The 20,213-nt window shown below is 71.6% G+C and carries 19 protein-coding genes; 2 read left to right on the forward strand and 17 right to left on the reverse strand.

The window, feature by feature from the left end; genetic code table 11:
- Window positions 1–249: 249 nt before the first annotated feature.
- The 4 genes from ACWD4P_RS34130 to ACWD4P_RS34145 all read right to left on the reverse strand — a co-directional run bounded on the left by ACWD4P_RS34130 (window position 250) and on the right by ACWD4P_RS34145 (window position 4,620).
- Complete coding sequence (locus ACWD4P_RS34130) at window positions 250–756, reverse strand: GNAT family N-acetyltransferase (RefSeq protein WP_359822139.1); 507 nt, start codon at window positions 754–756, stop codon at window positions 250–252.
- A gap of 95 nt (window positions 757–851) precedes the next feature.
- Window positions 852–2,642: an aspartate--tRNA ligase gene (gene aspS, locus ACWD4P_RS34135; RefSeq protein ID WP_359822136.1), complete on the reverse strand. Its 1,791-nt coding sequence runs from the start codon at window positions 2,640–2,642 to the stop codon at window positions 852–854.
- Entirely contained in the window at window positions 2,639–3,901 is a 1,263-nt protein-coding gene (gene hisS, locus ACWD4P_RS34140; RefSeq protein ID WP_449782301.1) for a histidine--tRNA ligase, read from the reverse strand. Before hisS ends, aspS begins: the two co-directional genes overlap by 4 nt.
- A gap of 11 nt (window positions 3,902–3,912) precedes the next feature.
- A complete protein-coding gene (locus ACWD4P_RS34145; protein ID WP_359822130.1) occupies window positions 3,913–4,620 on the reverse strand; it encodes an MBL fold metallo-hydrolase in 708 nt (235 codons plus the stop codon).
- Between the two features lie 250 nt (window positions 4,621–4,870).
- Here ACWD4P_RS34145 and ACWD4P_RS34150 point away from each other — a divergent pair, with 250 nt between their 5' ends.
- Together ACWD4P_RS34150 and ACWD4P_RS34155 are read left to right on the forward strand one after the other, a co-directional pair.
- Window positions 4,871–5,713 carry a peptidylprolyl isomerase gene (locus ACWD4P_RS34150; protein ID WP_359822127.1) on the forward strand — a complete coding sequence of 281 codons (843 nt, stop codon included), beginning with the start codon at window positions 4,871–4,873 and terminating at the stop codon, window positions 5,711–5,713.
- 265 nt (window positions 5,714–5,978) lie between these two features.
- On the forward strand, window positions 5,979–7,208 hold the full coding sequence (locus ACWD4P_RS34155; RefSeq protein WP_359822124.1) for a DUF349 domain-containing protein: 1,230 nt from the start codon (window positions 5,979–5,981) through the stop codon (window positions 7,206–7,208).
- Between the two features lie 127 nt (window positions 7,209–7,335).
- Here ACWD4P_RS34155 and ACWD4P_RS34160 read toward each other — a convergent pair whose 3' ends face one another.
- The 13 genes from ACWD4P_RS34160 to ACWD4P_RS34220 all read right to left on the reverse strand — a co-directional run.
- Entirely contained in the window at window positions 7,336–9,771 is a 2,436-nt protein-coding gene (locus ACWD4P_RS34160; protein ID WP_449782302.1) for a RelA/SpoT family protein, read from the reverse strand.
- Between the two features lie 169 nt (window positions 9,772–9,940).
- A complete protein-coding gene (locus ACWD4P_RS34165) occupies window positions 9,941–10,492 on the reverse strand; it encodes an adenine phosphoribosyltransferase (RefSeq protein ID WP_359822122.1) in 552 nt (183 codons plus the stop codon).
- A gap of 44 nt (window positions 10,493–10,536) precedes the next feature.
- Window positions 10,537–11,637 (reverse strand): protein translocase subunit SecF, encoded by a 1,101-nt coding sequence (gene secF / locus ACWD4P_RS34170; protein WP_359822120.1) that lies wholly within the window; start codon window positions 11,635–11,637, stop codon window positions 10,537–10,539.
- Window positions 11,638–11,641: 4 nt separating this feature from the next.
- Complete coding sequence (gene secD, locus ACWD4P_RS34175) at window positions 11,642–13,459, reverse strand: protein translocase subunit SecD (RefSeq protein ID WP_449782303.1); 1,818 nt, start codon at window positions 13,457–13,459, stop codon at window positions 11,642–11,644.
- Window positions 13,460–13,606: 147 nt separating this feature from the next.
- Complete coding sequence (gene yajC, locus ACWD4P_RS34180) at window positions 13,607–14,008, reverse strand: preprotein translocase subunit YajC (protein WP_359825301.1); 402 nt, start codon at window positions 14,006–14,008, stop codon at window positions 13,607–13,609.
- A 260-nt stretch (window positions 14,009–14,268) separates the two neighbouring features.
- Window positions 14,269–15,354, reverse strand: coding sequence for a Holliday junction branch migration DNA helicase RuvB (gene ruvB / locus ACWD4P_RS34185; protein ID WP_359825304.1), 1,086 nt, complete (start codon window positions 15,352–15,354; stop codon window positions 14,269–14,271).
- A gap of 52 nt (window positions 15,355–15,406) precedes the next feature.
- Complete coding sequence (gene ruvA, locus ACWD4P_RS34190; RefSeq protein ID WP_449782304.1) at window positions 15,407–16,018, reverse strand: Holliday junction branch migration protein RuvA; 612 nt, start codon at window positions 16,016–16,018, stop codon at window positions 15,407–15,409.
- Complete coding sequence (gene ruvC, locus ACWD4P_RS34195; protein ID WP_359825348.1) at window positions 16,015–16,566, reverse strand: crossover junction endodeoxyribonuclease RuvC; 552 nt, start codon at window positions 16,564–16,566, stop codon at window positions 16,015–16,017. Before ruvC ends, ruvA begins: the two co-directional genes overlap by 4 nt.
- A 154-nt stretch (window positions 16,567–16,720) precedes the next feature.
- The gene (locus ACWD4P_RS34200) at window positions 16,721–17,479 is read right to left on the reverse strand and encodes a YebC/PmpR family DNA-binding transcriptional regulator (protein WP_049651428.1); all 759 of its coding nucleotides are present in this window, start codon (window positions 17,477–17,479) and stop codon (window positions 16,721–16,723) included.
- Window positions 17,480–17,556: 77 nt separating this feature from the next.
- Window positions 17,557–18,180, reverse strand: coding sequence for a pyridoxal 5'-phosphate synthase glutaminase subunit PdxT (gene pdxT / locus ACWD4P_RS34205; RefSeq protein WP_359825311.1), 624 nt, complete (start codon window positions 18,178–18,180; stop codon window positions 17,557–17,559).
- Between the two features lie 95 nt (window positions 18,181–18,275).
- Window positions 18,276–19,187 carry a pyridoxal 5'-phosphate synthase lyase subunit PdxS gene (gene pdxS / locus ACWD4P_RS34210; RefSeq protein WP_359825313.1) on the reverse strand — a complete coding sequence of 304 codons (912 nt, stop codon included), beginning with the start codon at window positions 19,185–19,187 and terminating at the stop codon, window positions 18,276–18,278.
- A 129-nt stretch (window positions 19,188–19,316) separates the two neighbouring features.
- Complete coding sequence (locus tag ACWD4P_RS34215) at window positions 19,317–19,817, reverse strand: hypothetical protein (protein WP_449782306.1); 501 nt, start codon at window positions 19,815–19,817, stop codon at window positions 19,317–19,319.
- 74 nt (window positions 19,818–19,891) lie between these two features.
- A partial coding sequence (locus tag ACWD4P_RS34220) for a hypothetical protein (protein ID WP_449782305.1) occupies window positions 19,892–20,213 on the reverse strand: 322 nt, incomplete at its 5' end.

Raw genomic sequence — 20,213 nt, forward strand, 5'->3', positions numbered from 1 at the left:
GCACCCACTCCTGGAGCTTCACCAGCTCCTCCTGGAGCCGCAGCAGCTCCCGCTCGTACGGCTTCCTCGCCAGCCTCTCCGGCTTCTCGGTCCGCTGCCGCTCGACCACCCTCGGGTCCTCCGTTCGGTTGAATGCCGATGAGCACTCACCGTAGGCGCCGGAGGCCGGATCCGCAGGTCGGCGTGGCCGTGGCGACCGGGCCGGTCTCGTGGACCGGCCCTGGGAGAGGCGCCCGAGGGGAGCGTGGGCTACACGGCGACGAACGGCTCGGGGTAGCGGCAGAGGCCGCGCGGCGCGCCGTCGTACCCGGCCAGCGGCAGCGCCTGGAAGTACTCCTGCGGCACCTCGAACGGGCCGGAGACCTCGTGCCGCCCGGCCGGCTCGAAACCGAACCGCCCGTAGTACTCCGGATCGCCGAGGACGATCACGAGCTTCTCGCCCGCCTTCTCGGCCGCCGACAGCGCGGCCCGGACCACCAGTTCGCCGACGCCCCGGCGCTGCCACTCGGGCGCCACCGCGACCGGCGCGAGCGCCAGGCCCTTGCCGTCGCCGACCCGAAGCCGGGTCAGCAGCGCGTGCCCGATCACCAGCCCCGCCCCGTCGACCGCCACCACGGACAGGCCGGGCAGCCAGGCGGGATCGCGGCGCAGCGCGTCCACCAGGTCCGCCTCGTCCGGGCCGGGGAACGCGGCCATGTGGACGCGCCTGGTCGCCGGGGCGTCGTCCGGACATTCGACTCTCGTTGTGACCTGCAAAAGTCAACCCTCCCTGTGTCACACACCGTTGTGGACCGGCCCCGGACGGCGGGTGGGCCGTCCGGGGCCGTTGCAGGTTAGCGGATGACGCGGTGTCAGGACTTGGGCTGAGCCTCGCCCTTGGCGTCCTCGCGGACCTTGGGCTGGGCGTCCACGCCGGCCTCGCGGCGCTGCGCCGGGGTGATCGGGGTCGGGGCGCCGGTCAGCGGGTCGCCGCCGGTGGACGTCTTCGGGAAGGCGATGACGTCCCGGATGGTGTCGTACCCGCCCAGCAGCGTGACGATGCGGTCCAGGCCGAAGGCGACGCCACCGTGCGGCGGCGGGCCGTAGTTGAAGGCGTCCAGCAGGAAGCCGAACTGCGAGGCCGCCTCCTCCTCGGAGAGGCCGATCGCGTCGAACGCCCGCTTCTGCACCTCGCGCTGGTGGATACGGATCGAACCGCCGCCCAGCTCCGAGCCGTTGAGGACCAGGTCGTAGGCGTTGGACAGGGCCGAGCCCGGGTCGGTGTCGAAGGTCGACAGCGACTCGGCGGTCGGGGCGGTGAACGGGTGGTGCACCGCGTGCCAGCCCTGGAACTGGCCCTTGTCGTCCTCGATCGGCTCGAACATCGGGAAGTCGACGACCCAGAGGAAGGCCCACTGGGACTCGTCGATCAGCTCGCAGCGGCGGCCGATCTCCAAGCGGGCGGCGCCGAGCAGCTCCTGCGAGGCGCGCTCCTTGCCGGCCGCGAAGAAGATCGCGTCGCCGTTCTTGGCGCCGGCGGCGGCGGCGAGGCCGGCCAGGTGCTCCTCGGAGAGGTTCTTGGCGACCGGGCCGCGCAGCTCGCCGGTCTCGGCGTCGATGAGGACGTACGCCAGGCCCCGGGCGCCGCGCGCCTTGGCCCAGTCCTGCCAGGCGTCCAGCTGCTTGCGCGGCTGGGAGGCGCCGCCGGGCATGACCACGGCGCCGACGTACGGGGCCTGGAAGACCCGGAAGTCGGTGCCCTTGAAGTACTCGGTCAGGTCAGTGAGTTCCTGGCCGAAGCGGACGTCCGGCTTGTCCGAGCCGTAGCGGCCCATGGCGTCCGCGTACGTCATCCGCGGCAGCGGGTTCGGGATCTCGTAGCCGTGCACCTCGCGCCAGATGGAGCCGACGATCTTCTCGCCGAGGGCCAGGATGTCCTCCTGGTCGACGAACGAGGCCTCGATGTCCAGCTGGGTGAACTCCGGCTGCCGGTCGGCACGGAAGTCCTCGTCGCGGAAGCAGCGGGCGATCTGGTAGTAGCGCTCCATGCCGGCCACCATCAGCAGCTGCTTGAACAGCTGGGGCGACTGCGGCAGGGCGTACCAGTGGCCGGGCTGGAGGCGGACCGGGACCAGGAAGTCGCGGGCGCCCTCGGGGGTGGAGCGGGTGAGGTACGGCGTCTCGATGTCGAGGTAGTCGTTCTCCTCCATCACCCGGCGGATGATGTTGTTGACCTTGGAGCGCAGGCGCAGTCCCTTGGCCGGGCCCTCGCGGCGCAGGTCCAGGTAGCGGTAGCGCAGCCGGACCTCCTCGTTGACCGTGCCCGGCTCGTACTCGGCGACCGGGAAGGGCAGCGGGGCGGCCTCGGAGAGCACCTCGATCTCGCTGACGACGACCTCGACGGCGCCGGTCGGGATGTCCGGGTTCTCGTTGCCCTCGGGGCGGACCCGGACGTCGCCGACGACCTTGACGCAGTACTCGGCGCGCAGGCCGTGCACCGAGTCGAGGTCGCGGACCACGATCTGCACGGTGCCGGAGGCGTCGCGCAGGTCGATGAAGGCGACGCCGCCGTGGTCGCGGCGGCGGGCGACCCAGCCGGCCAGGGTGACGGTGGTGCCTGCGTGCTCCGGGCGGAGCGTGCCCGCGTCGTGCGTGCGGATCACAGCTGCTTCTCCTTCAGGGTGGTGACGAGTGCGTCGAGGGCGACGGGGGTCTGCTCGCCGGTGCTCATGTCCTTGAGCTGGACGACGCCCTCGGCGAGGTCCCGGTCCCCGGCGATCAGGGCGAAGCGCGCACCGGACCGGTCGGCGGACTTCATGGCGTTCTTGATGCTCTTCACGCCGAAGGCGAGGTCGGTGGCGACGCCGGCCCGGCGCAGCTCGACCACCTTCGCGAACAGGGTGTTCTTGGCCTCCTCGCCGAGCGCGACGGCGTAGACGGCAGTGGCGGACGGCAGGTCGAGGGTGATGCCCTCGGCCTCCATCGCGAGGTAGGTGCGGTCCACGCCGAGGGCCCAGCCGACGGACGGCAGCGCCGGGCCGCCGATCATCTCGGACAGGCCGTCGTAGCGGCCGCCGCCGCCGATCGCGGACTGGGCGCCGAGGCCGTTGTGCACGAACTCGAAGGTGGTGCGGGTGTAGTAGTCCAGGCCGCGCACCAGCTTGGGGTCGTCGACGAAGGCCACGCCCGCCGCGGTGAGCAGCTCGCGGACCTTCTCGTCGTACGCCTTGCACTCCTCGCACAGGTAGTCGCGCAGCATCGGGGCGTCGACCAGCTGGGCCTGCACCGACTCGCGCTTGTCGTCGAGGACGCGCAGCGGGTTGATCTCGGCGCGGCGGCGGGTCTCCTCGTCCAGGTCCAGGCCGGAGAGGAACTCGATCAGGGCGGCGCGGTAGACCGGGCGGCACTGCTTGTCGCCGAGGCTGTTGAGCAGCAGCGAGTAGTTCCGCACGCCGAGCGAGCGGAACGCGTCGTCGGCCAGGATGATCAGCTCGGCGTCCAGCGCCGGGTCCTCGGCGCCGATCGCCTCGGCGCCGACCTGGGAGAACTGGCGGTAGCGGCCCTTCTGGGCGCGCTCGTAGCGGTAGTACGAGGCGGAGTACCAGAGCTTGACCGGCAGGTTGCCCTGCTTGTGCAGGTTGGCCTGGAGGGCGGCGCGCAGCACCGGGGCGGTGCCCTCGGGGCGCAGCGCGAGCTCGTCGCCGCCCTTGGTGGTGAGGGTGTACATCTCTTTGGTGACGATGTCGGTGGACTCGCCGACGCCGCGGGAGAACAGCTTCACGTCCTCGAAGACCGGGGTCTCGATGTACCCGTAACCGGCCCGGCGGGAGGGCCCGGAGAGCCGGTCGCGGATCGCCAGGAAGGTCGCGGAGCTGGGGGGCAGCAGGTCGTAGGTGCCCTTGGGGGCGGTGAAGGTGCTCAACTTCTCTTCCGTCACATTCCTCGTCGCGGGAAAGCCGGGGCGCCGGTGGCCCCCGCTGCCTGTCGGAGGTAGGGGTTGGTGGCGCGCTCGCGGCCGATGGTGGTCTGACCGCCGTGGCCGGAGAGGACCACGGTGGAGTCGTCGAGGGGCAGGCACACCCGGGCCAGCGAGTTCATGATCGCCTCGCTGTCCCCGCCCGGGAGGTCGGTACGCCCTATGGAGCCGGCGAACAGCAGGTCGCCCGAGAACAGCACCGGGGGGAGGTCCTCGGCACCGGGCGTCCGGAAGGTCACCGACCCCCCGGTATGGCCCGGGGCGTGGTCCACGGTGAGCTTCAGGCCGGCCAGCTCCAGCACGCTGCCGTCGGTGAGCTCGCGCACGTCGTCGGGCTCGCCGACGGTGAGCTCGCCCATCAGCTGGGTGCCCAGGGAGCGGCCGAGCGCCTTCTCCGGGTCGGACATCATGTACCGGTCCTCGGGGTGGATCCACGCCGGGACGCCGCGGGCGCCGCAGACCGGGACCACGGAGGCCACGTGGTCGATGTGGCCGTGGGTGAGCAGCACGGCGACGGGCTTCAGCCGGTGCTCGCGGACCATCTCCTCGACGCCGGCGGCCGCCTGGTGCCCGGGATCGACGATGACGCACTCCTCGCCCGCCGCCGGAGCGACCAGGTAGCAGTTGGTGCCCCAGGCTCCAGCGGGGAATCCGGCGATGAACACGCGCGTCCTTCGGGTGTGCGGCGGGCGGCTGCGGCGGCTACCAGTGGTGATCGCTGCCTGTGGTGATTTAGGTGCAGCCTACCGGCGCCCCGGGCCCGGTTGCGAACCAGATGGGGGTGGCGGGGCGCCGCGGCCCGGCAGGTTCACCGGGTTCTTACAGGCCCGGTCCCTACACTTGGCCGCCGAGGGATGCGATGATCCGCTCCGGAATCCATCCTCATTTCCCGCACATCCGTAGGAGACACGGCCGGTGGTCAGCAGCGAACAGCGGCGGCGGCAGCTCGCCCGAGAGAAGTACGAGCGCCAGTTGGAGCGCCGGGTCGCGGCCGCGGCCGCGCGCAGGCGGCGCAACACGATCCTGGGGGCCTCGCTCGCCGTGGTGGTGCTGGCCGGCGGTGGCACGCTGATCGCCACCGGCGCGTTCAGCTCGGACGACAAGGGCGGCGCGTCGGCCGCGAAGAGCGCGCAGGCCGCGCCGACCGCCACCGACGAGCCGAGCACCCCGACCCGCAAGCCCGTCGAGGGCTGCGCCGCCCCGGCGCCGGGCGCGCCCAACGGCAAGCAGTGGCAGGCCGAGCCGCCGATGACGGTCGACGCGGGCGGCTCGTACGCGATGACGCTGGACAGCAACTGCGGCAAGGTGACGATCGCGCTGGACGCGGCCAAGGCCCCGCACACCGTGAACTCCTTCGCCTTCCTGGCCGGCGAGCAGTACTTCGACCACACCAAGTGCCACCGCCTGACCACCGACGGCATCTTCGTGCTCCAGTGCGGCGACCCGACCGCCAGCGCGACCGTCCCGGGCGGCACCGGCGGCCCCGGCTACAAGTTCGCGGACGAGAACCTCACCGGCGCGACCTACCCGGCCGGCACCGTGGCGATGGCCAACTCCGGCCCGGGCACCAACGGCAGCCAGTTCTTCCTGGTCTACAAGGACACCAAGCTGCCGCCGAACTACACCCCCTTCGGCAAGATCACCGGTGGCCTGGACGTGGTGCAGAAGATCGCGGCCGCGGGCACCCTGGAGGGCTCGCCGGACGGCCACCCGATGGCCGATGTCACCTTCAACTCCGTTACGGTAGCGAAGGGTTGACCAACTCCGGGGCCGTCGGCGGGCGGTGTGCGCGCCGCCCCCGCACGGCCCCGGACCGAAATCGCCCGGCCCGGATGCGGACAGCACCGGTCCTGGTCGCCTATGTTGGCGTTGTATAGGGTGCCCGGACCCGCCTAGCCGTCACCCTCGGCAGCAAGGCACGGCGGACGGGGACGGCGGACTCTTTCGGTCCGTCGCACATCAACTGTGGACGACGGACGCGCGCCGCCCCGGCGCGGGCGCGACGTCATGTGGAGGACGCGCTATGAGCAGCGACCCGTGGGGCCGTGTGGACGAGCAGGGCACGGTCTACGTCAGGACGGCCGACGGCGAACGCGTCGTCGGTTCCTGGCAGGCCGGCTCGCCCGAGGAGGCCCTCGCCTACTTCGAGCGCAAGTACCAGGGCATCGAGGTGGAGATCGGCCTGCTGGAGAAGCGGGTGCGCACCACCGACCTGGCCGCCAAGGACGCCCAGACCGCGCTGGAGCACCTGCGCGCCCAGGTCGTCGAGGGGCACGCGGTCGGTGACCTGGAGGCCCTGGCCAAGCGGCTGGACACGCTCGCCGGCGAGATCGAGAGCCGGCGCGAGGAGCGCAAGGCCGCCCGCGCCAAGGCCCAGGACGAGGCCCGTGCGGCCAAGGACGCCCTGGTCGCCGAGGCCGAGCAGCTCGCCGAGTCCACCCAGTGGCGGGAGGCCGGAGACCGGCTGCGCGCCCTGGTGGACACCTGGAAGGGCCTGCCCCGGCTGGACCGCAAGAGCGACGACGAGCTGTGGCACCGCTTCTCGCACGCCCGCTCGGTCTTCTCCAAGCACCGCAAGGCGCACTTCGCGACCCTGGACGCCGAGCGCGAGAAGGCCCGGCAGACCAAGGAGGCGCTGGTCGCCGAGGCCGAGGCGCTGTCCTCGTCGACGGAGTGGGGCAGCACCGCCGCCTCCTACCGCGACCTGATGGCGCGCTGGAAGGCCGCCGGCCGGGCCCAGCGGGACATCGAGGACGAGCTGTGGGCGCGGTTCCGCGGTGCCCAGGACGTCTTCTTCCAGGCCCGCTCCTCGGTGTTCAGCGAGCGGGACGCCGAGCAGGTCGAGAACCAGAAGCTCAAGGAGGCGCTGGCCGTCGAGGCCGAGGCGATCCTGCCGATCACCGACCTCAAGGCCGCCAAGGCCGCGCTGCGCGAGGTCAACGAGCGCTGGGAGGCCATCGGGCACGTGCCGCGCGAGGTCCGTCCGAAGCTGGACGGCCGGCTGAACGCGGTCGAGCGGGCCATCCGCGAGGCCGAGGACGCCGAGTGGAAGCGCTCCAACCCGGAGGCCAAGGCCCGCGCCGCCGGCATGGTGGGCCTGTTCCAGGCGAAGGCCGACAAGATCCAGGCCGACCTGGACAAGGCCCGCGCGGCCGGCAACGCCTCCAGGACCGCCAAGCTGGAGTCCGAGCTGGCGGGCGTGCAGACCCTGCTGGAGCAGGCGCACAAGAGCCAGGAGGAGTTCAGCGGCTGAGTGCCCCGCCGCGGCTGATCGGCCGACCGGGCCGCTCGCCCCGACACGCTGAACGGCGAAGGCCCCCGGGATCGCTCCCGGGGGCCTTTCGCGCTGCTGCTCCAGGTGGAGGCGCCGCCGCCCGCCGCTACTTGCGGGCGGAGGTGACGCGGTAGACGTCGTAGACGCCCTCGACCCCGCGCACCGCCTTGAGCACGTGGCCCAGGTGCTTCGGGTCGCCCATCTCGAAGGTGAAGCGGCTCATCGCCACCCGGTCCCGGGAGGTCTGCACCGCCGCCGACAGGATGTTGACGTGCTGGTCGGAGAGCACCCGGGTGACGTCCGAGAGCAGCCGGGAGCGGTCCAGCGCCTCGACCTGGATGGCCACCAGGAAGACGGAGGACTGGGTGGCCGCCCACTCGACGTCGATCATGCGCTCCGGCTGCTGGCTCAGCGCCTCCACGTTGACGCAGTCGGCGCGGTGCACCGAGACGCCGTTGCCGCGGGTCACGAAGCCGACGATCGGGTCGCCCGGCACCGGGGTGCAGCAGCGGGAGAGCTTGACCCAGACGTCCTCGATGCCCTTGACGATCACGCCCGGGTCGCCCTTGGCCCGGCGGCGCACCGCGCGGCGGTTGTCGTGGGTCGGGGTGGCGGTCTCCGCCAGGTCCTCGGTGGCGCCCTCCTCGCCGCCGAGCGCCTGGACGAGCTTCTGCACGATGTTCGGCGCGGCGACGTGGCCCTCGCCGATCGCGGCGTAGAGCGAGGAGATGTCGGGGTAGCGCATCTCGTGGGCCAGGGTGACCAGCGAGTCGCCGGTCAGGATCCGCTGGATCGGCAGGCCCTGCTTGCGCATCGCCCGGACGATCGCCTCCTTGCCGTGCTCGATCGCCTCCTCGCGGCGCTCCTTGGAGAACCAGGCGCGGATCTTGTTGCGGGCGCGCGGTGACTTGACGAAGCCCAGCCAGTCCCGGGACGGGCCGGCGTTCTCCGCCTTGGAGGTGAACACCTCGACGGTGTCGCCGTTCTCCAGGGTCGACTCCAGCGGCACCAGCCGCCCGTTGACCCTGGCGCCTATCGTCCGGTAGCCGACCTCGGTGTGCACCGCGAAGGCGAAGTCGACCGGGGTGGCCCCGGCCGGCAGGGCTATCACGTCGCCCTTGGGGGTGAAGACGAAGACCTCGTTGCTGGCCAGGTCGAAGCGGAGCGACTCCAGGAACTCGCCCGGGTCGGCCGTCTCCTTCTGCCAGTCCAGCAGCTGCCGCAGCCAGGCCATCTCGTTGACGGCGCCGGCCTTGTCGTCCTTGCGGACCTGGGTCGGGGTGTCGGTGCGGACCTTGGAGGCCCCGGCGACCGCGCGCTGCTTGTACTTCCAGTGGGCGGCGATGCCGTACTCGGCCCGCCGGTGCATGTCGAAGGTGCGGATCTGCAGCTCGACGGGCTTGCCCCCGGGACCGATCACCGTGGTGTGCAGTGACTGGTACATGTTGAACTTGGGCATCGCGATGTAGTCCTTGAACCGCCCCGGCACCGGGTTCCACCGCGCGTGGATGGTGCCCAGCGCCGCGTAGCAGTCGCGGACGGTGTCGACCAGGACCCGGATGCCCACCAGGTCGTAGATCTCGGCGAAGTCCCGGCCCCGGACGATCATCTTCTGGTAGACCGAGTAGTAGTGCTTCGGCCGGCCGGTGACGGAGGCGGTGATGCGGGCGCCGCGCAGGTCCCCCTGGACCTGGTCGATGACGGTCGCCAGGTACTCGTCCCGCTTGGGGGCGCGCTCGGCGACCAGCCGGACGATCTCGTCGTACATCTTGGGGTAGAGGATCGCGAAGGCGAGGTCCTCCAGCTCCCACTTGATGGTGTTCATGCCCAGCCGGTGCGCCAGCGGGGCGTAGATCTCCAGCGTCTCGCGGGCCTTCTTCTCCTGCTTCTCCCGCTTGAGGTAGCGCATCGTGCGCATGTTGTGCAGGCGGTCGGCCAGCTTGATCACCAGGACCCGCGGGTCCTTGGCCATCGCCACGACCATCTTGCGGACCGTCTCGGCCTGCGCGGCCTCGCCGAACTTGACCCGGTCCAGCTTGGTGACGCCGTCCACCAGCAGCGCCACCGAGTCCCCGAAGTCCTTGCGCAGGGTCTCCAGGCCGTAGTCGGTGTCCTCGACGGTGTCGTGCAGCAGCCCGGCCATCAGGGTCGGGGCGTCCATGCCGAGCTCGGCCAGGATCGTCGCCACGGCCAGCGGGTGGGTGATGTACGGGTCGCCGCTCTTGCGCTTCTGTCCGCGGTGCCACTTCTCGGCGACCGCGTACGCCTTCTCTATGTCCCGCAGCAGCGCCGGGTCGGCCTTGGGGTCGTTGGCCCGGATCGAGCGGAACAGCGGCTCCAGGACGGGGTTGAGCACGCTGGAACGCTGGCCGCCCAGACGGGCCAGCCGGGCGCGCATGCCGCCGGTGGAGCCGCGGCCGGAGGGGCCGAGCGAACGCGAGGAGGTCGGCGCCGGGCGTGCCGGGGTGGCCCCCGAGGGCGTGGGACGGTTTTCGGGGGCGGCCGCTGCGGCCGTGGGCACAACCTCGTCGGGCAAGGACAACTCCTCGGGGCACCGGGCCGACCCCTGCCGAGGCCCGAACGGTCGGACACAACCGGGAGGGGATGAATCTTCATGGTACCGAGCCGGGCGCCGCGGTGTTCATCCGGCCGGGCCGGAAACGGAAGGGCGGCGGTCGGATGTTCCGACCGCCGCCCTTCCCCGGGATCTCTCAGACCGTGACCAGCGTCTCCAGCGGAGCGCCGTCCAGGTGCCCGGCCAGCCGCTCGCGGCCGTCCAGGAAGCCCAGCTCCATCAGCACCACGACGCCCACCAGCCGGGCCCCGGCCTCCTTGACCAGGTCCAGCGAGGCGCCGATGGTGCCACCGGTGGCCAGCACGTCGTCCACCACCAGCACCCGCTCACCGGGCGCGAAGGCGTCGCACTGGACCTCCAGCGTCGCCGAGCCGTACTCCAGCTCGTACGAGCGCCGGAACACCTCGCCGGGCAGCTTGCCCTGCTTGCGGATCGGCACGAAGCCGAGCCCGGCCGCGTAGGCCGCCGGAGCCGCCAGCACGAAGCCGCGCGCCTCCAGGCCCACCACCTTGGTCGCACCGAGCTCCTCGGCCCGGGCCGCCAGCGCCCGGGTGAGGGCGCCGAAGGCCTCGGCGTCGGCGAGCAGCGGCGCGATGTCCTTGAACAGCACACCCGGCTTCGGGTAGTCCGGGACGTCCCGGATCCGGCTGTTCAGCAGCTCGGCCAGTGCGGTGTCGGCGGTGGTCACGGTTCTGTCCTTCACGGTGGTGGTGGCCCGGGTCTCGGCCGGGGTCAGCGCTTGGTGGACGGACGGCCCTTGGCACGCGTGGTGCCGGCCGCGCGGCCGCGCTGTCCGACCATACCCGCAGGCTGCTCCTCGTCCGTCGACCCGTCCGCCTCGACGCCCTCCGCGGCCCCGGCCTTGGCGGCGGCCGCGGCACGGTGCTGGAGGACCCGCTTGCGCAGCGCCTTCATCTCCGGCTGCTCCTCCTTGAGCTGCGCCAGCAGCGGGGTGGCGACGCAGATCGAGGAGTAGGCACCGGCCGCGAGGCCGATGAACAGCGCGAGCGAGATGTCGTTCAGGGTGCCGGCGCCCAGGAGGCCGCCGCCGATGAACAGCAGCGCGGCGACCGGCAGCAGCGCCACCACGGTGGTGTTGAGCGAGCGCACCAGGGTCTGGTTGAGGCCCGCGTTGGCGGCCTCGCTGTAGGTGAGCTTGTTCTGCTTCTCGATCCCCTTGGTGTTCTCCTTCACGGTGTCGAAGACGACGACCGTGTCGTAGAGCGAGTAACCGAGGATCGTCAGGAAGCCGATCACCGTGCCCGGGGTGACCTCGAAGCCCACCAGGGCGTACACGCCGATGGTGATCAGGAGGTCGTGGATGAGGGCGACCAGCGCCGACACGGCCATCCGCCACTCGAAGGCGATCGCCAGGTAGACCGTCACCAGGACCATGAAGACGATCAGGCCGGTGAGCGCCTTCTGGGAGATCTGCTTGCCCCAGCTGGGGCCGATCACCTGGGCCTCGACGGTGTCCAGCGGGACGTCGAGCTTCTTCGCGAGCTCGGAGCGGATCTCGTCGGAGCTCTTCGTCTCCTCGGTGCTGACCTGGATGCGGATCTTGCCGTTGTCGGTCGACTGCACCAGCGGGTGCGAGGAGACGACCCCGTCCGCGGTGTCCTGCGCCTGGGAGACCGTCAGTCCGGGCTTGGACACGGTGTAGACCGAGCCGCCCTTGAACTCGATGCCCAGGTGCAGGCCCATGGCCAGGCCGATCGCCGCGACCAGCACGATCACGCCGGAGATGGAGTACCAGAGCTTGCGGCGACCGACGAAGTCGAAGCTGACTTCACCCTGGTAGAGCCGGTGGCCCAGGTTGGAGAAGCGTGACACGGTGTCAGGCCTCCTTCACGGCGGCAGAGGAGGGGCTACGGCGACGGCTGCTGCGCAGCGGCGGGCGGGCGCCCAGCCGCTTCGGGTCCAGGCCGGACCACGGGTGGCCGTCCAGGAAGAACTTGCGACGGGCCAGCAGCGTGATCAGCGGCTTGGTGAAGAGGAAGATCACCACGACGTCGAGCAGGGTGGTCAGACCCAGGGTGAACGCGAAGCCCTGGACCTTGCCGACCGAGACCACGTAGAGCACGGCGGCACAGAGGAAGGACACGAAGTCCGAGACCAGGATGGTGCGCCGGGCGCGCGGCCAGGCCCGCTGGACCGCCGGGCGCAGCGGGGCACCCTCGCGGACCTCGTCGCGGATGCGCTCGAAGTACACGATGAAGGAGTCGGCGGTGATGCCGATCGCGACGATCGCGCCGCAGACCGCGGGCAGGTTCAGCGCGAAGCCGATCGCGTTGCCGAGCAGGCTCATGATCGAGTAGGTCAGGGCCGCCGAGACGAGCAGACCGGCGATCGAGACCAGGCCCAGACCGCGGTAGTAGATCAGCGAGTAGGCGACCACGAGGATCATGCCGATGGCGCCGGCCACCAGACCGGCCTTGAGCTGGTCGCTGCCGAGCGCCGGGGAGACGGTGGTGATGTCGCTCTTGGCGAACTCCAGCGGCAGGGCGCCGTAGCTCAGCACGTTGGCGAGGTCCTGCGCCTCGGCCTGCGAGAAGCGGCCGGTGATGACCGCGCTGCCGCCCGGGATCGGTCCGTTGACCTGCGGGTGGGAGACGACCTGGTTGTCCAGCACGATGGCGAACTGGTTGTTCGGCGGGGCCTGCGAGGCCAGCTGGCCGGTGACCTTGGCGAAGGCGTCGCTGCCGCTGCTGTTGAACTGCAGCTGGACCTGCCAGCCGGCACCCTGCTGGGTGTCGATGGTGGCCTGGGCCTTGGAGACGTCCGCGCCCTTCACGGCCGCGGGGCCGAGGGCCAGCTTCTCGTAGTAGCCGTTCTCGGCCTTCTGGGAGCAGGCGACGACGGCCTTGTCCTCGGCGCCGGTCTGGGCGGCGCGGACGTCCGGCTTGGAGCAGTCCAGGGCGGCGAACGCGGCGGCCAGCTCGGGCGGCACGGTGCCCTGGGTCATCGCGTTGCTGATGTCGGCCGGGGTCTGCGGGGCGGCCGGGTCACCGGTGGCGGCCGGGGCCGCGCTGCCGGATGCGGCGGCGGAGGGCGCGGTGCTCGCGGCGCCGCTGGCGGCGGCGGTCGGGCTGGCGCCCTCGGCGGCCAGCGCCTCGCTCGCGGGGCGGCCCTGCTTGGTGGCGCCCGCGGAGGGGGCACCGGCGGAGGCGGACGGGGCGCCGGCGGTGGCCGGCGGGGTGGCGGCCGGGGTGCCGGTGGCGCCCGCGGACGGGGTGCCCGTCGGAGCCGGGGCGCTGACGCCGCTGGGGGCCGTGGCCAGGACCGGACGGAAGAACAGCTTGGCGGTGGTACCGACCTGGTCCGCCGCGTTCTGCCGGTCGCCGCCCTTGGGGATGTTCACGATGATCGTGTCCGACCCCTGGGTCTGGACCTCCGCCTCGGAGACACCCATACCGTTGACCCGGCGCTCGATGATCCCGACGGCGATGTCCATGTTGGACTTGCTGAGCGCCTTGGGATCGGTCGACTTCGCGGTCAGCGTGATGCTGGTGCCACCGGCGAGGTCGATCCCGAGCCGGGGCTTGGTGGTGCCCGTCCCGAACATGAGGGCGACCAGTCCGACGGTGACGACCAGGATGAGGGCCAGCGCCCGCCCTGGGTAGCCGTCGCGCGGGCGCGACTTGGGTGTTGCCACCTTGCTCGTTTCTCCCTGTCCATGCCACTTTCCCGGCCGTACCCCCGGCCGGCGATCGTCGGGACGGGGGTACGGCGGTTCTGCGGCCCTGAGGTCCTGTGGGCTCGCGGCACTGTGCCGCGCGAACGGGCGGGTTGCCCGTCCGTACTACTTGCTCGCGGGAGCCCCGCCCTCGGCATCGCCCTTCTCGGCGCTGTCCTTGGTGAGCGTCAGCGGCTTGTCCTCGACCGGCTCGGCGTCCTCGGCCTCCGGCTCGGGCAGCTCGTCATCGGCGGGGCGACCGTTGATGATCGCGTCGTACTCCTGGGGGTCCAGGACGGCCGCGACCGCGCTCTTGGTGAAGTGGGTGACCACGCCGGGCGCGATCTCCAGCTCGACGGTCTCCTCGTTGACCGCCTTCACCTGGGCGTACAGGCCACCGATGGTGCGCACACCGGCCCCGGGCTCCAGCGCGGTCTGCATCTGCTGCATCTGCTGCTGGCGCTTCTTCTGCGACCGGAACATGAGCACGATCGCGATGATCGGGAGGAGGAGGATGATGAGGTTCACTGCAGCCAGGGTCCTTTACGGGCCGCCGGCCGGCGGCCTGTGTGGTATTGGTCGGCCCGTCAGGTGAGAGGGGCGGTCCGGCGGAGTCTAGGCGACCCCGAATCGATCGGACAACGCCAAGCATCGCATCCTGCCGCCGAAAGTGGCGAGCCTCGTCCTGCACAGTTTCCCCGGACGTCGTTCCGGGCTTCTCCCTGTGCCACCACGGAAGCATCGGGTGGGAACCGCCCGACCGGACTCACCCGTTCAGCCGATGGCGGTCAACTTTCGTCGGCGGGGAACAGCTCCGACTGCGCCGGAACACTTCCGCGAGCGGTCCGGACCGCCGGGTTCTGTACCGGCGGGGTCAGACCCATGTGCTGCCAGGCCGCGGCGGTGGCGATCCGGCCCCGCGGGGTGCGGGCGAGCAGGCCCTCGCGGACCAGGAAGGGCTCGGCGACCTCCTCGACCGTCTCGGACTCCTCCCCCACGGCGACCGCGAGTGTCGACAAACCGACCGGACCGCCGCCGAACAGCCGCAGCAGCGCGTCCAGCACCGCGCGGTCCAGCCGGTCCAGGCCGCGGGCGTCCACCTCGTAGACGTCCAGCGCCTGAGCGGCGATCCCGGCGCTGACCCTGCCGTCGTGCCGGACCTGGGCGTAGTCGCGGACCCGGCGCAGCAGCCGGTTGGCGATGCGCGGGGTGCCGCGCGAGCGCCCGGCGATCTCGGCCGCGCCGGCCGGGTCTATCTCCACGTCCAGGAGCGCGGCCGAGCGGTGCACCACCCGCTGGAGCTCGGACGGGGCGTAGAACTCCATGTGCCCGGTGAAGCCGAAGCGGTCGCGCAGCGGGGGCGGCAGCAGGCCGGCCCGGGTGGTGGCGCCGACCAGGGTGAAGGGCGGCAGCTCCAGCGGGATGGCGGTGGCGCCCGGCCCCTTGCCGACGATCACGTCGACCCGGAAGTCCTCCATCGCCATGTAGAGCATCTCCTCGGCCGGCCGGGACATCCGGTGGATCTCGTCGAGGAAGAGCACCTCGCCCTCGGTGAGCGAGGAGAGGATCGCCGCGAGGTCCCCCGCGTGCTGGATGGCCGGGCCCGAGGTGATCCGGATCGGGGCGCCCAACTCGGCGGCGATGATCATGGACAGGGTGGTCTTGCCGAGCCCGGGCGGGCCGCTCAGCAGCACGTGGTCGGGCGCGCTGCCGCGCTTGCGGGCGGCCTGGAGCACCAGGGACAGCTGCTCGCGCACCCGCTCCTGGCCGATGAACTCGTCCAGCAGCTTGGGGCGCAGCGCCGCCTCCACCGCCTGGTCCTCGCCGTCGGCGGCGGCCGTGACCAGCCGGTCGGCGGGTTCCGGGTCGTACATCGTCGCGGGCTCCAGAATCTCCGGTGTCGACAAAGGGACAGATCGTCAGTGGTCAGCGGGCGCGGTTGAGGCCGCGCAGGGCGAGCCGGAGCAGGGCGCCGACGTCCGGCGTCGCCTGCGCCTCGGCCTCCGGCGTGACGGCCGCGACCGCGTCGTCCGCCTCCCGCGGGGCGTAACCGAGGCCGGTGAGCGCGGAGTGCAGCTGCTCGGTCCACGGCGCCGGGCCGGCCGCGAGCGGCTTCTGCGCGGGCACGGCGCCGTGCGGGGCACCGAGCTTGTCCTTGTACTCCAGCAGCAGCTTCGCCGCCTTGGCCTTGCCGATGCCGGGCACCGCGACCAGGGCCTTCTCGTCGCCGCCCGCGATCGCGGCGCGCAGCGCGTCGGGGCTGTGCACCCCGAGGATCGCCTGCGCCAGCTTGGGGCCCACGCCGGGCGCGGCCTGGAGGATCTCGAACACGGCGCGCTCGTCGTCGTCGGCGAAGCCGAAGAGCGTCAGCGAGTCCTCCCGGACCACCAGCGAGGTGGCCAGCCGGGCCGGCTCGCCCAGCCGCAGTCCGGCCAGGGTGTTCGGGGTGCACTGCACGGCCATGCCGACCCCGCCGACCTCGACCACCGCGATCCCGGAGGAGATGGCCGCCACGGGCCCTTGGACGAAGGCGATCATCGGACGGTGCCTTTCGGAGGAGTGGAGCGTGCGGTGGTGCGGGCGGCCCGGACGGCGGCCTCCAGCCGGTTCGTCGCCCCGCCGCGCCAGATGTGGCAGATGGCCAGCGCCAGCGCGTCGGCGGCGTCGGCGGGCTTGGGCGGGGCGTCCAGCCGCAGCAGGCGCTGCACCATGGCGGTGACCTGCGCCTTGTCGGCCCGGCCCGAGCCGGTGACGGCGGCCTTGACCTCGCTGGGGGTGTGCAGGGTGACGGGTATGCCGCGCCGGGTGGCGCAGAGCATCGCGACGGCGCTGGCCTGGGCGGTGCCCATCACGGTGCGGACGTTGTGCTGGGCGAAGACCCGCTCGACGGCGACCAGGTCGGGCCGGTGCTCGTCCAGCCAGGCCTCGATGCCCTGCTCGACCCGGAGCAGCCGCTGCCCGATCTCCGCCTCGGCCGGGGTGCGCACCACGCCGACCCCGGCCATCCGCAGCGGCCGGCCCGGCGCGCCCTCGACCACGCCGACCCCGCACCTGGTCAGCCCCGGGTCCACGCCCAGTACCCGCACCACTCGCCCCGACTCCCTGCCACTCGCCGTGAAGGACCTCCGCAGGCTACCGCCCGGGTCCGACAACCCCACCGACGACACCGGCCCGGTGGTCCAGGGACCACCGGGCCGGGCAGTGAGAACGGTCACTCGCCGTCGATCGATCGATGCCGTGTCACTCGGCGTCGAGCTGCGCACCGACCTCGTCGGAGATGTCGAAGTTGGCGAAGACGTTCTGCACGTCGTCGCTGTCCTCCAGCGCGTCGATCAGCTTCAGGATCTTGCGGGCGCCGTCGACGTCCAGCTCGACCTGCATGCTGGGGAGGAAGTTGGCCTCGGCCGAGTCGTAGTCGACGCCGGCGTCGACCAACGCGGTGCGCACGGCGACCATCTTCGAGGCCTCGGAGACGATCTCGAACGAGTCGCCGAGGTCGTTGATCTCCTCGGGCTCCTGGTCCAGGACGACCTCGAACAGCTTGTCCTCGTCCACGCCGTCGGCCTTGGGGACGATGACGACGCCCTTGCGGGTGAACAGGTAGGACACCGAGCCCGGGTCGGCCATCGAGCCGCCGTTGCGGGTCATCGCGACGCGCACGTCGGAGGCCGCGCGGTTGCGGTTGTCGGTGAGGCACTCGATCAGGACGGCGACACCGTTGGGGCCGTAGCCCTCGTACATGATGGTCTGGTAGTCGGCGCCGCCGGCCTCCAGACCGCCACCGCGCTTGACGGCGCGGTTGATGTTGTCGATCGGGACCGAGCTCTTCTTCGCCTTCTGGATGGCGTCGTAGAGGGTCGGGTTGCCCGCCGGGTCGGGACCGCCGGTGCGCGCCGCCACCTCGATGTTCTTGATCATCTTGGCGAAGAGCTTGCCGCGCTTGGCGTCGATCACGGCCTTCTTGTGCTTGGTGGTAGCCCACTTAGAGTGGCCGGACATCGCCAGCTCCTTTACGTCGCCAAAGGGAAATGAACAGATGAGATCTTACCGGTGTGCCACCGGTGAGGCGCACACGGTCAACGCGCGGCCGCGGCGAGGTGCTCCTCGACCATCCGTACGAAGTACGCGTGCACCCGGTGGTCACCCGTCAGCTCCGGGTGGAAGGAGGTCGCCAGCAGGTTTCCCTGGCGCACCGCCACGATCCGGCTCTCCGGACCGTCCGCGGCGGGCAGCTCGGCCAGCACCTCGACGCCCGCGCCGACCGACTCGACCCAGGGGGCGCGGATGAAGACGCCGTGCACCGGCACGTCGTCCAGGCCCGCGAAGTCGATCCCCGACTCGAAGGACTCGTTCTGGCGCCCGAAGGCGTTGCGGCGCACCGTCATGTCGATGCCGCCGACGGTCTGCTGGTCCTCCCGGCCGTCCAGGATCTTGTCCGCCAGCATGATCATGCCCGCGCAGGTGCCGTAGACCGGCATCCCGGCGGCGACCCGCTCGCGCAGCGGGTCCATCACGCCGAACAGCAGCGCCAGCTTGGACATGGTGGTGGACTCCCCGCCGGGGATCACCAGCGCGTCGACCTCGGCCAGCTCCTCGGCGCGGCGCACCGGACGGGCGAGCGCGTCGGCCTCGGCCAGCGCCACCAGGTGCTCGCGGACGTCGCCCTGCAGGGCGAGGACGCCGATGACAGGAGTGCTCACGGTCTTCAACCTCTATCGATCGTTACGACGGACTACGTGGCGCGGCCCGCCGCGCACCGAGGCGCTGCGGCGGGCCGGCTCGGAACGGCGGGTGGCTACCAGCCGCGGTTGGCGTAGCGCTCGGTCTCCGGCAGGGTGTCGCAGTTGATGCCGACCATGGCCTCGCCCAGGTTGCGCGAGGCGTCCGCGATGACCTTCGGGTCGTCGAAGAAGGTGGTGGCCTTCACGATGGCGGCGGCGCGCTTGGCCGGGTCGCCCGACTTGAAGATGCCGGAGCCGACGAAGACGCCCTCGGCGCCCAGCTGGCGCATCAGCGCGGCGTCGGCCGGGGTGGCCACGCCACCGGCGGAGAACAGCACGACCGGCAGCTTGCCGAGCTCGGCGACCTCCTTGACCAGCTCGTACGGGGCGCGCAGCTCCTTGGCGGCGGCGTACAGCTCGTTGTTGTCGAAGCCGCGCAGCTTGGCGATCTCGTTCTTGATCTGGCGCAGGTGGCGGACGGCCTCGACGACGTTGCCGGTGCCGGCCTCACCCTTCGAACGGATCATGGCCGCGCCCTCGGCGATGCGGCGCAGGGCCTCGCCCAGGTTGGTGGCGCCGCAGACGAAGGGGGTGGTGAACGCCCACTTGTCGGAGTGGTTGATCTCGTCGGCCGGGGTCAGCACCTCGGACTCGTCGATGTAGTCGACGCCCAGCGACTGCAGCACCTGGGCCTCGACGAAGTGACCGATGCGGGACTTGGCCATCACCGGGATGGAGACCGCCTCGATGATCTCCTCGATCATGTTCGGGTCGGACATGCGGGCCACGCCGCCGTCCTTGCGGATGTCCGCCGGAACCCGCTCCAGGGCCATGACGGCGACCGCGCCGGCGTCCTCGGCGATCTTGGCCTGCTCGGCGTTGACCACGTCCATGATCACACCGCCCTTGAGCTGCTCGGCCATGCCGCGCTTGACCCGGGCGGTGCCGATCTGCGGCTGGTCTGCGGTGGTGGGGGTGGTGGACACGTGAGACCTCACTCGAAGATGAATCAGTGCTATCGCCCTATGGTAGGCAGACCGAATGGCCCCATCATGCGCCACCAAGTCCAGCCCGGACGACGGGATACGACAAACGGGCCGTATCCGGGGGACACCTTAAGCAGGCGCCCCTTCGGGCGTGAGGGCGGGCGGCGGGGCATCGTCCATTTCGAACGCCAGCGGGAAGGGCGCCTTGCCCGCCAACCGGAAGTACCGCACCAGCCGGTGCTCGCGCACCGCCCGGGCCGCCCGCACCGCGTCGTTGTGGAACCGACGGGCCATCGGCACCCGCCGCACCGCGGCCGTCAGATCACGAACCGCGTCCTCACCGCCCGGCTCGGCCATCAGCGCCGCCACCTGCTCCGGCTCCTCGAGCACCGCCCGCAGCGCCAGGCTCAGCTGGCTCTCCGCCACCTCGCGCTGCTCGTCCTCGGCCTGCCGCGCCGCGTGCGCCGCGTCCAGCAGCAGCAGCGAGGCCGCCGGGTCCAGCAGCGAGGACGTCGCCAGTTCCATCGCCACCGAGGCCCGACGGACCAGCTGCGCGTCCAGCGCCGCCCGCGCGGCGTCGATCCGGGCGTGCAGCCGGTCCAGACGGCCGGCCGTCCAACTCAGGTACATGCCGAACAGCACCACGGCCACGCCGGCCCAGATCCAGGTAGTCACGGGCCGCTACGTTACCGGGTGTCACCGGTTCAGCCCTGGGCGGTCGCGTTCCGGTAGCTCTCCCGGTCGATGTCCGCGACGTTCACCGCCGTGAACAACCGGGTGCCCGGCCGCGGCCGGACGTACTGCGCCAGCAGCGCCAGCACGCCCTCGCTCAGCGCCGCCTTCGCCTCCGGCGTACGGCCCGGGAAGATCTGGAACTCCACGAACACCTGGGTGTCGCCGTCCGCCCCGCCGGTGCCGACCACCAGTTCCTCGCTCTGCCGGAACACCGTCCTGCAGGACTCCGGCTTCGCGTCGATCGTCGTCTCCGCCAGCCGGTTGATCGCCAGGCCGAGGCCCCGGCGGTCG

This window comes from Kitasatospora sp. NPDC002543 (genome assembly GCF_053594915.1).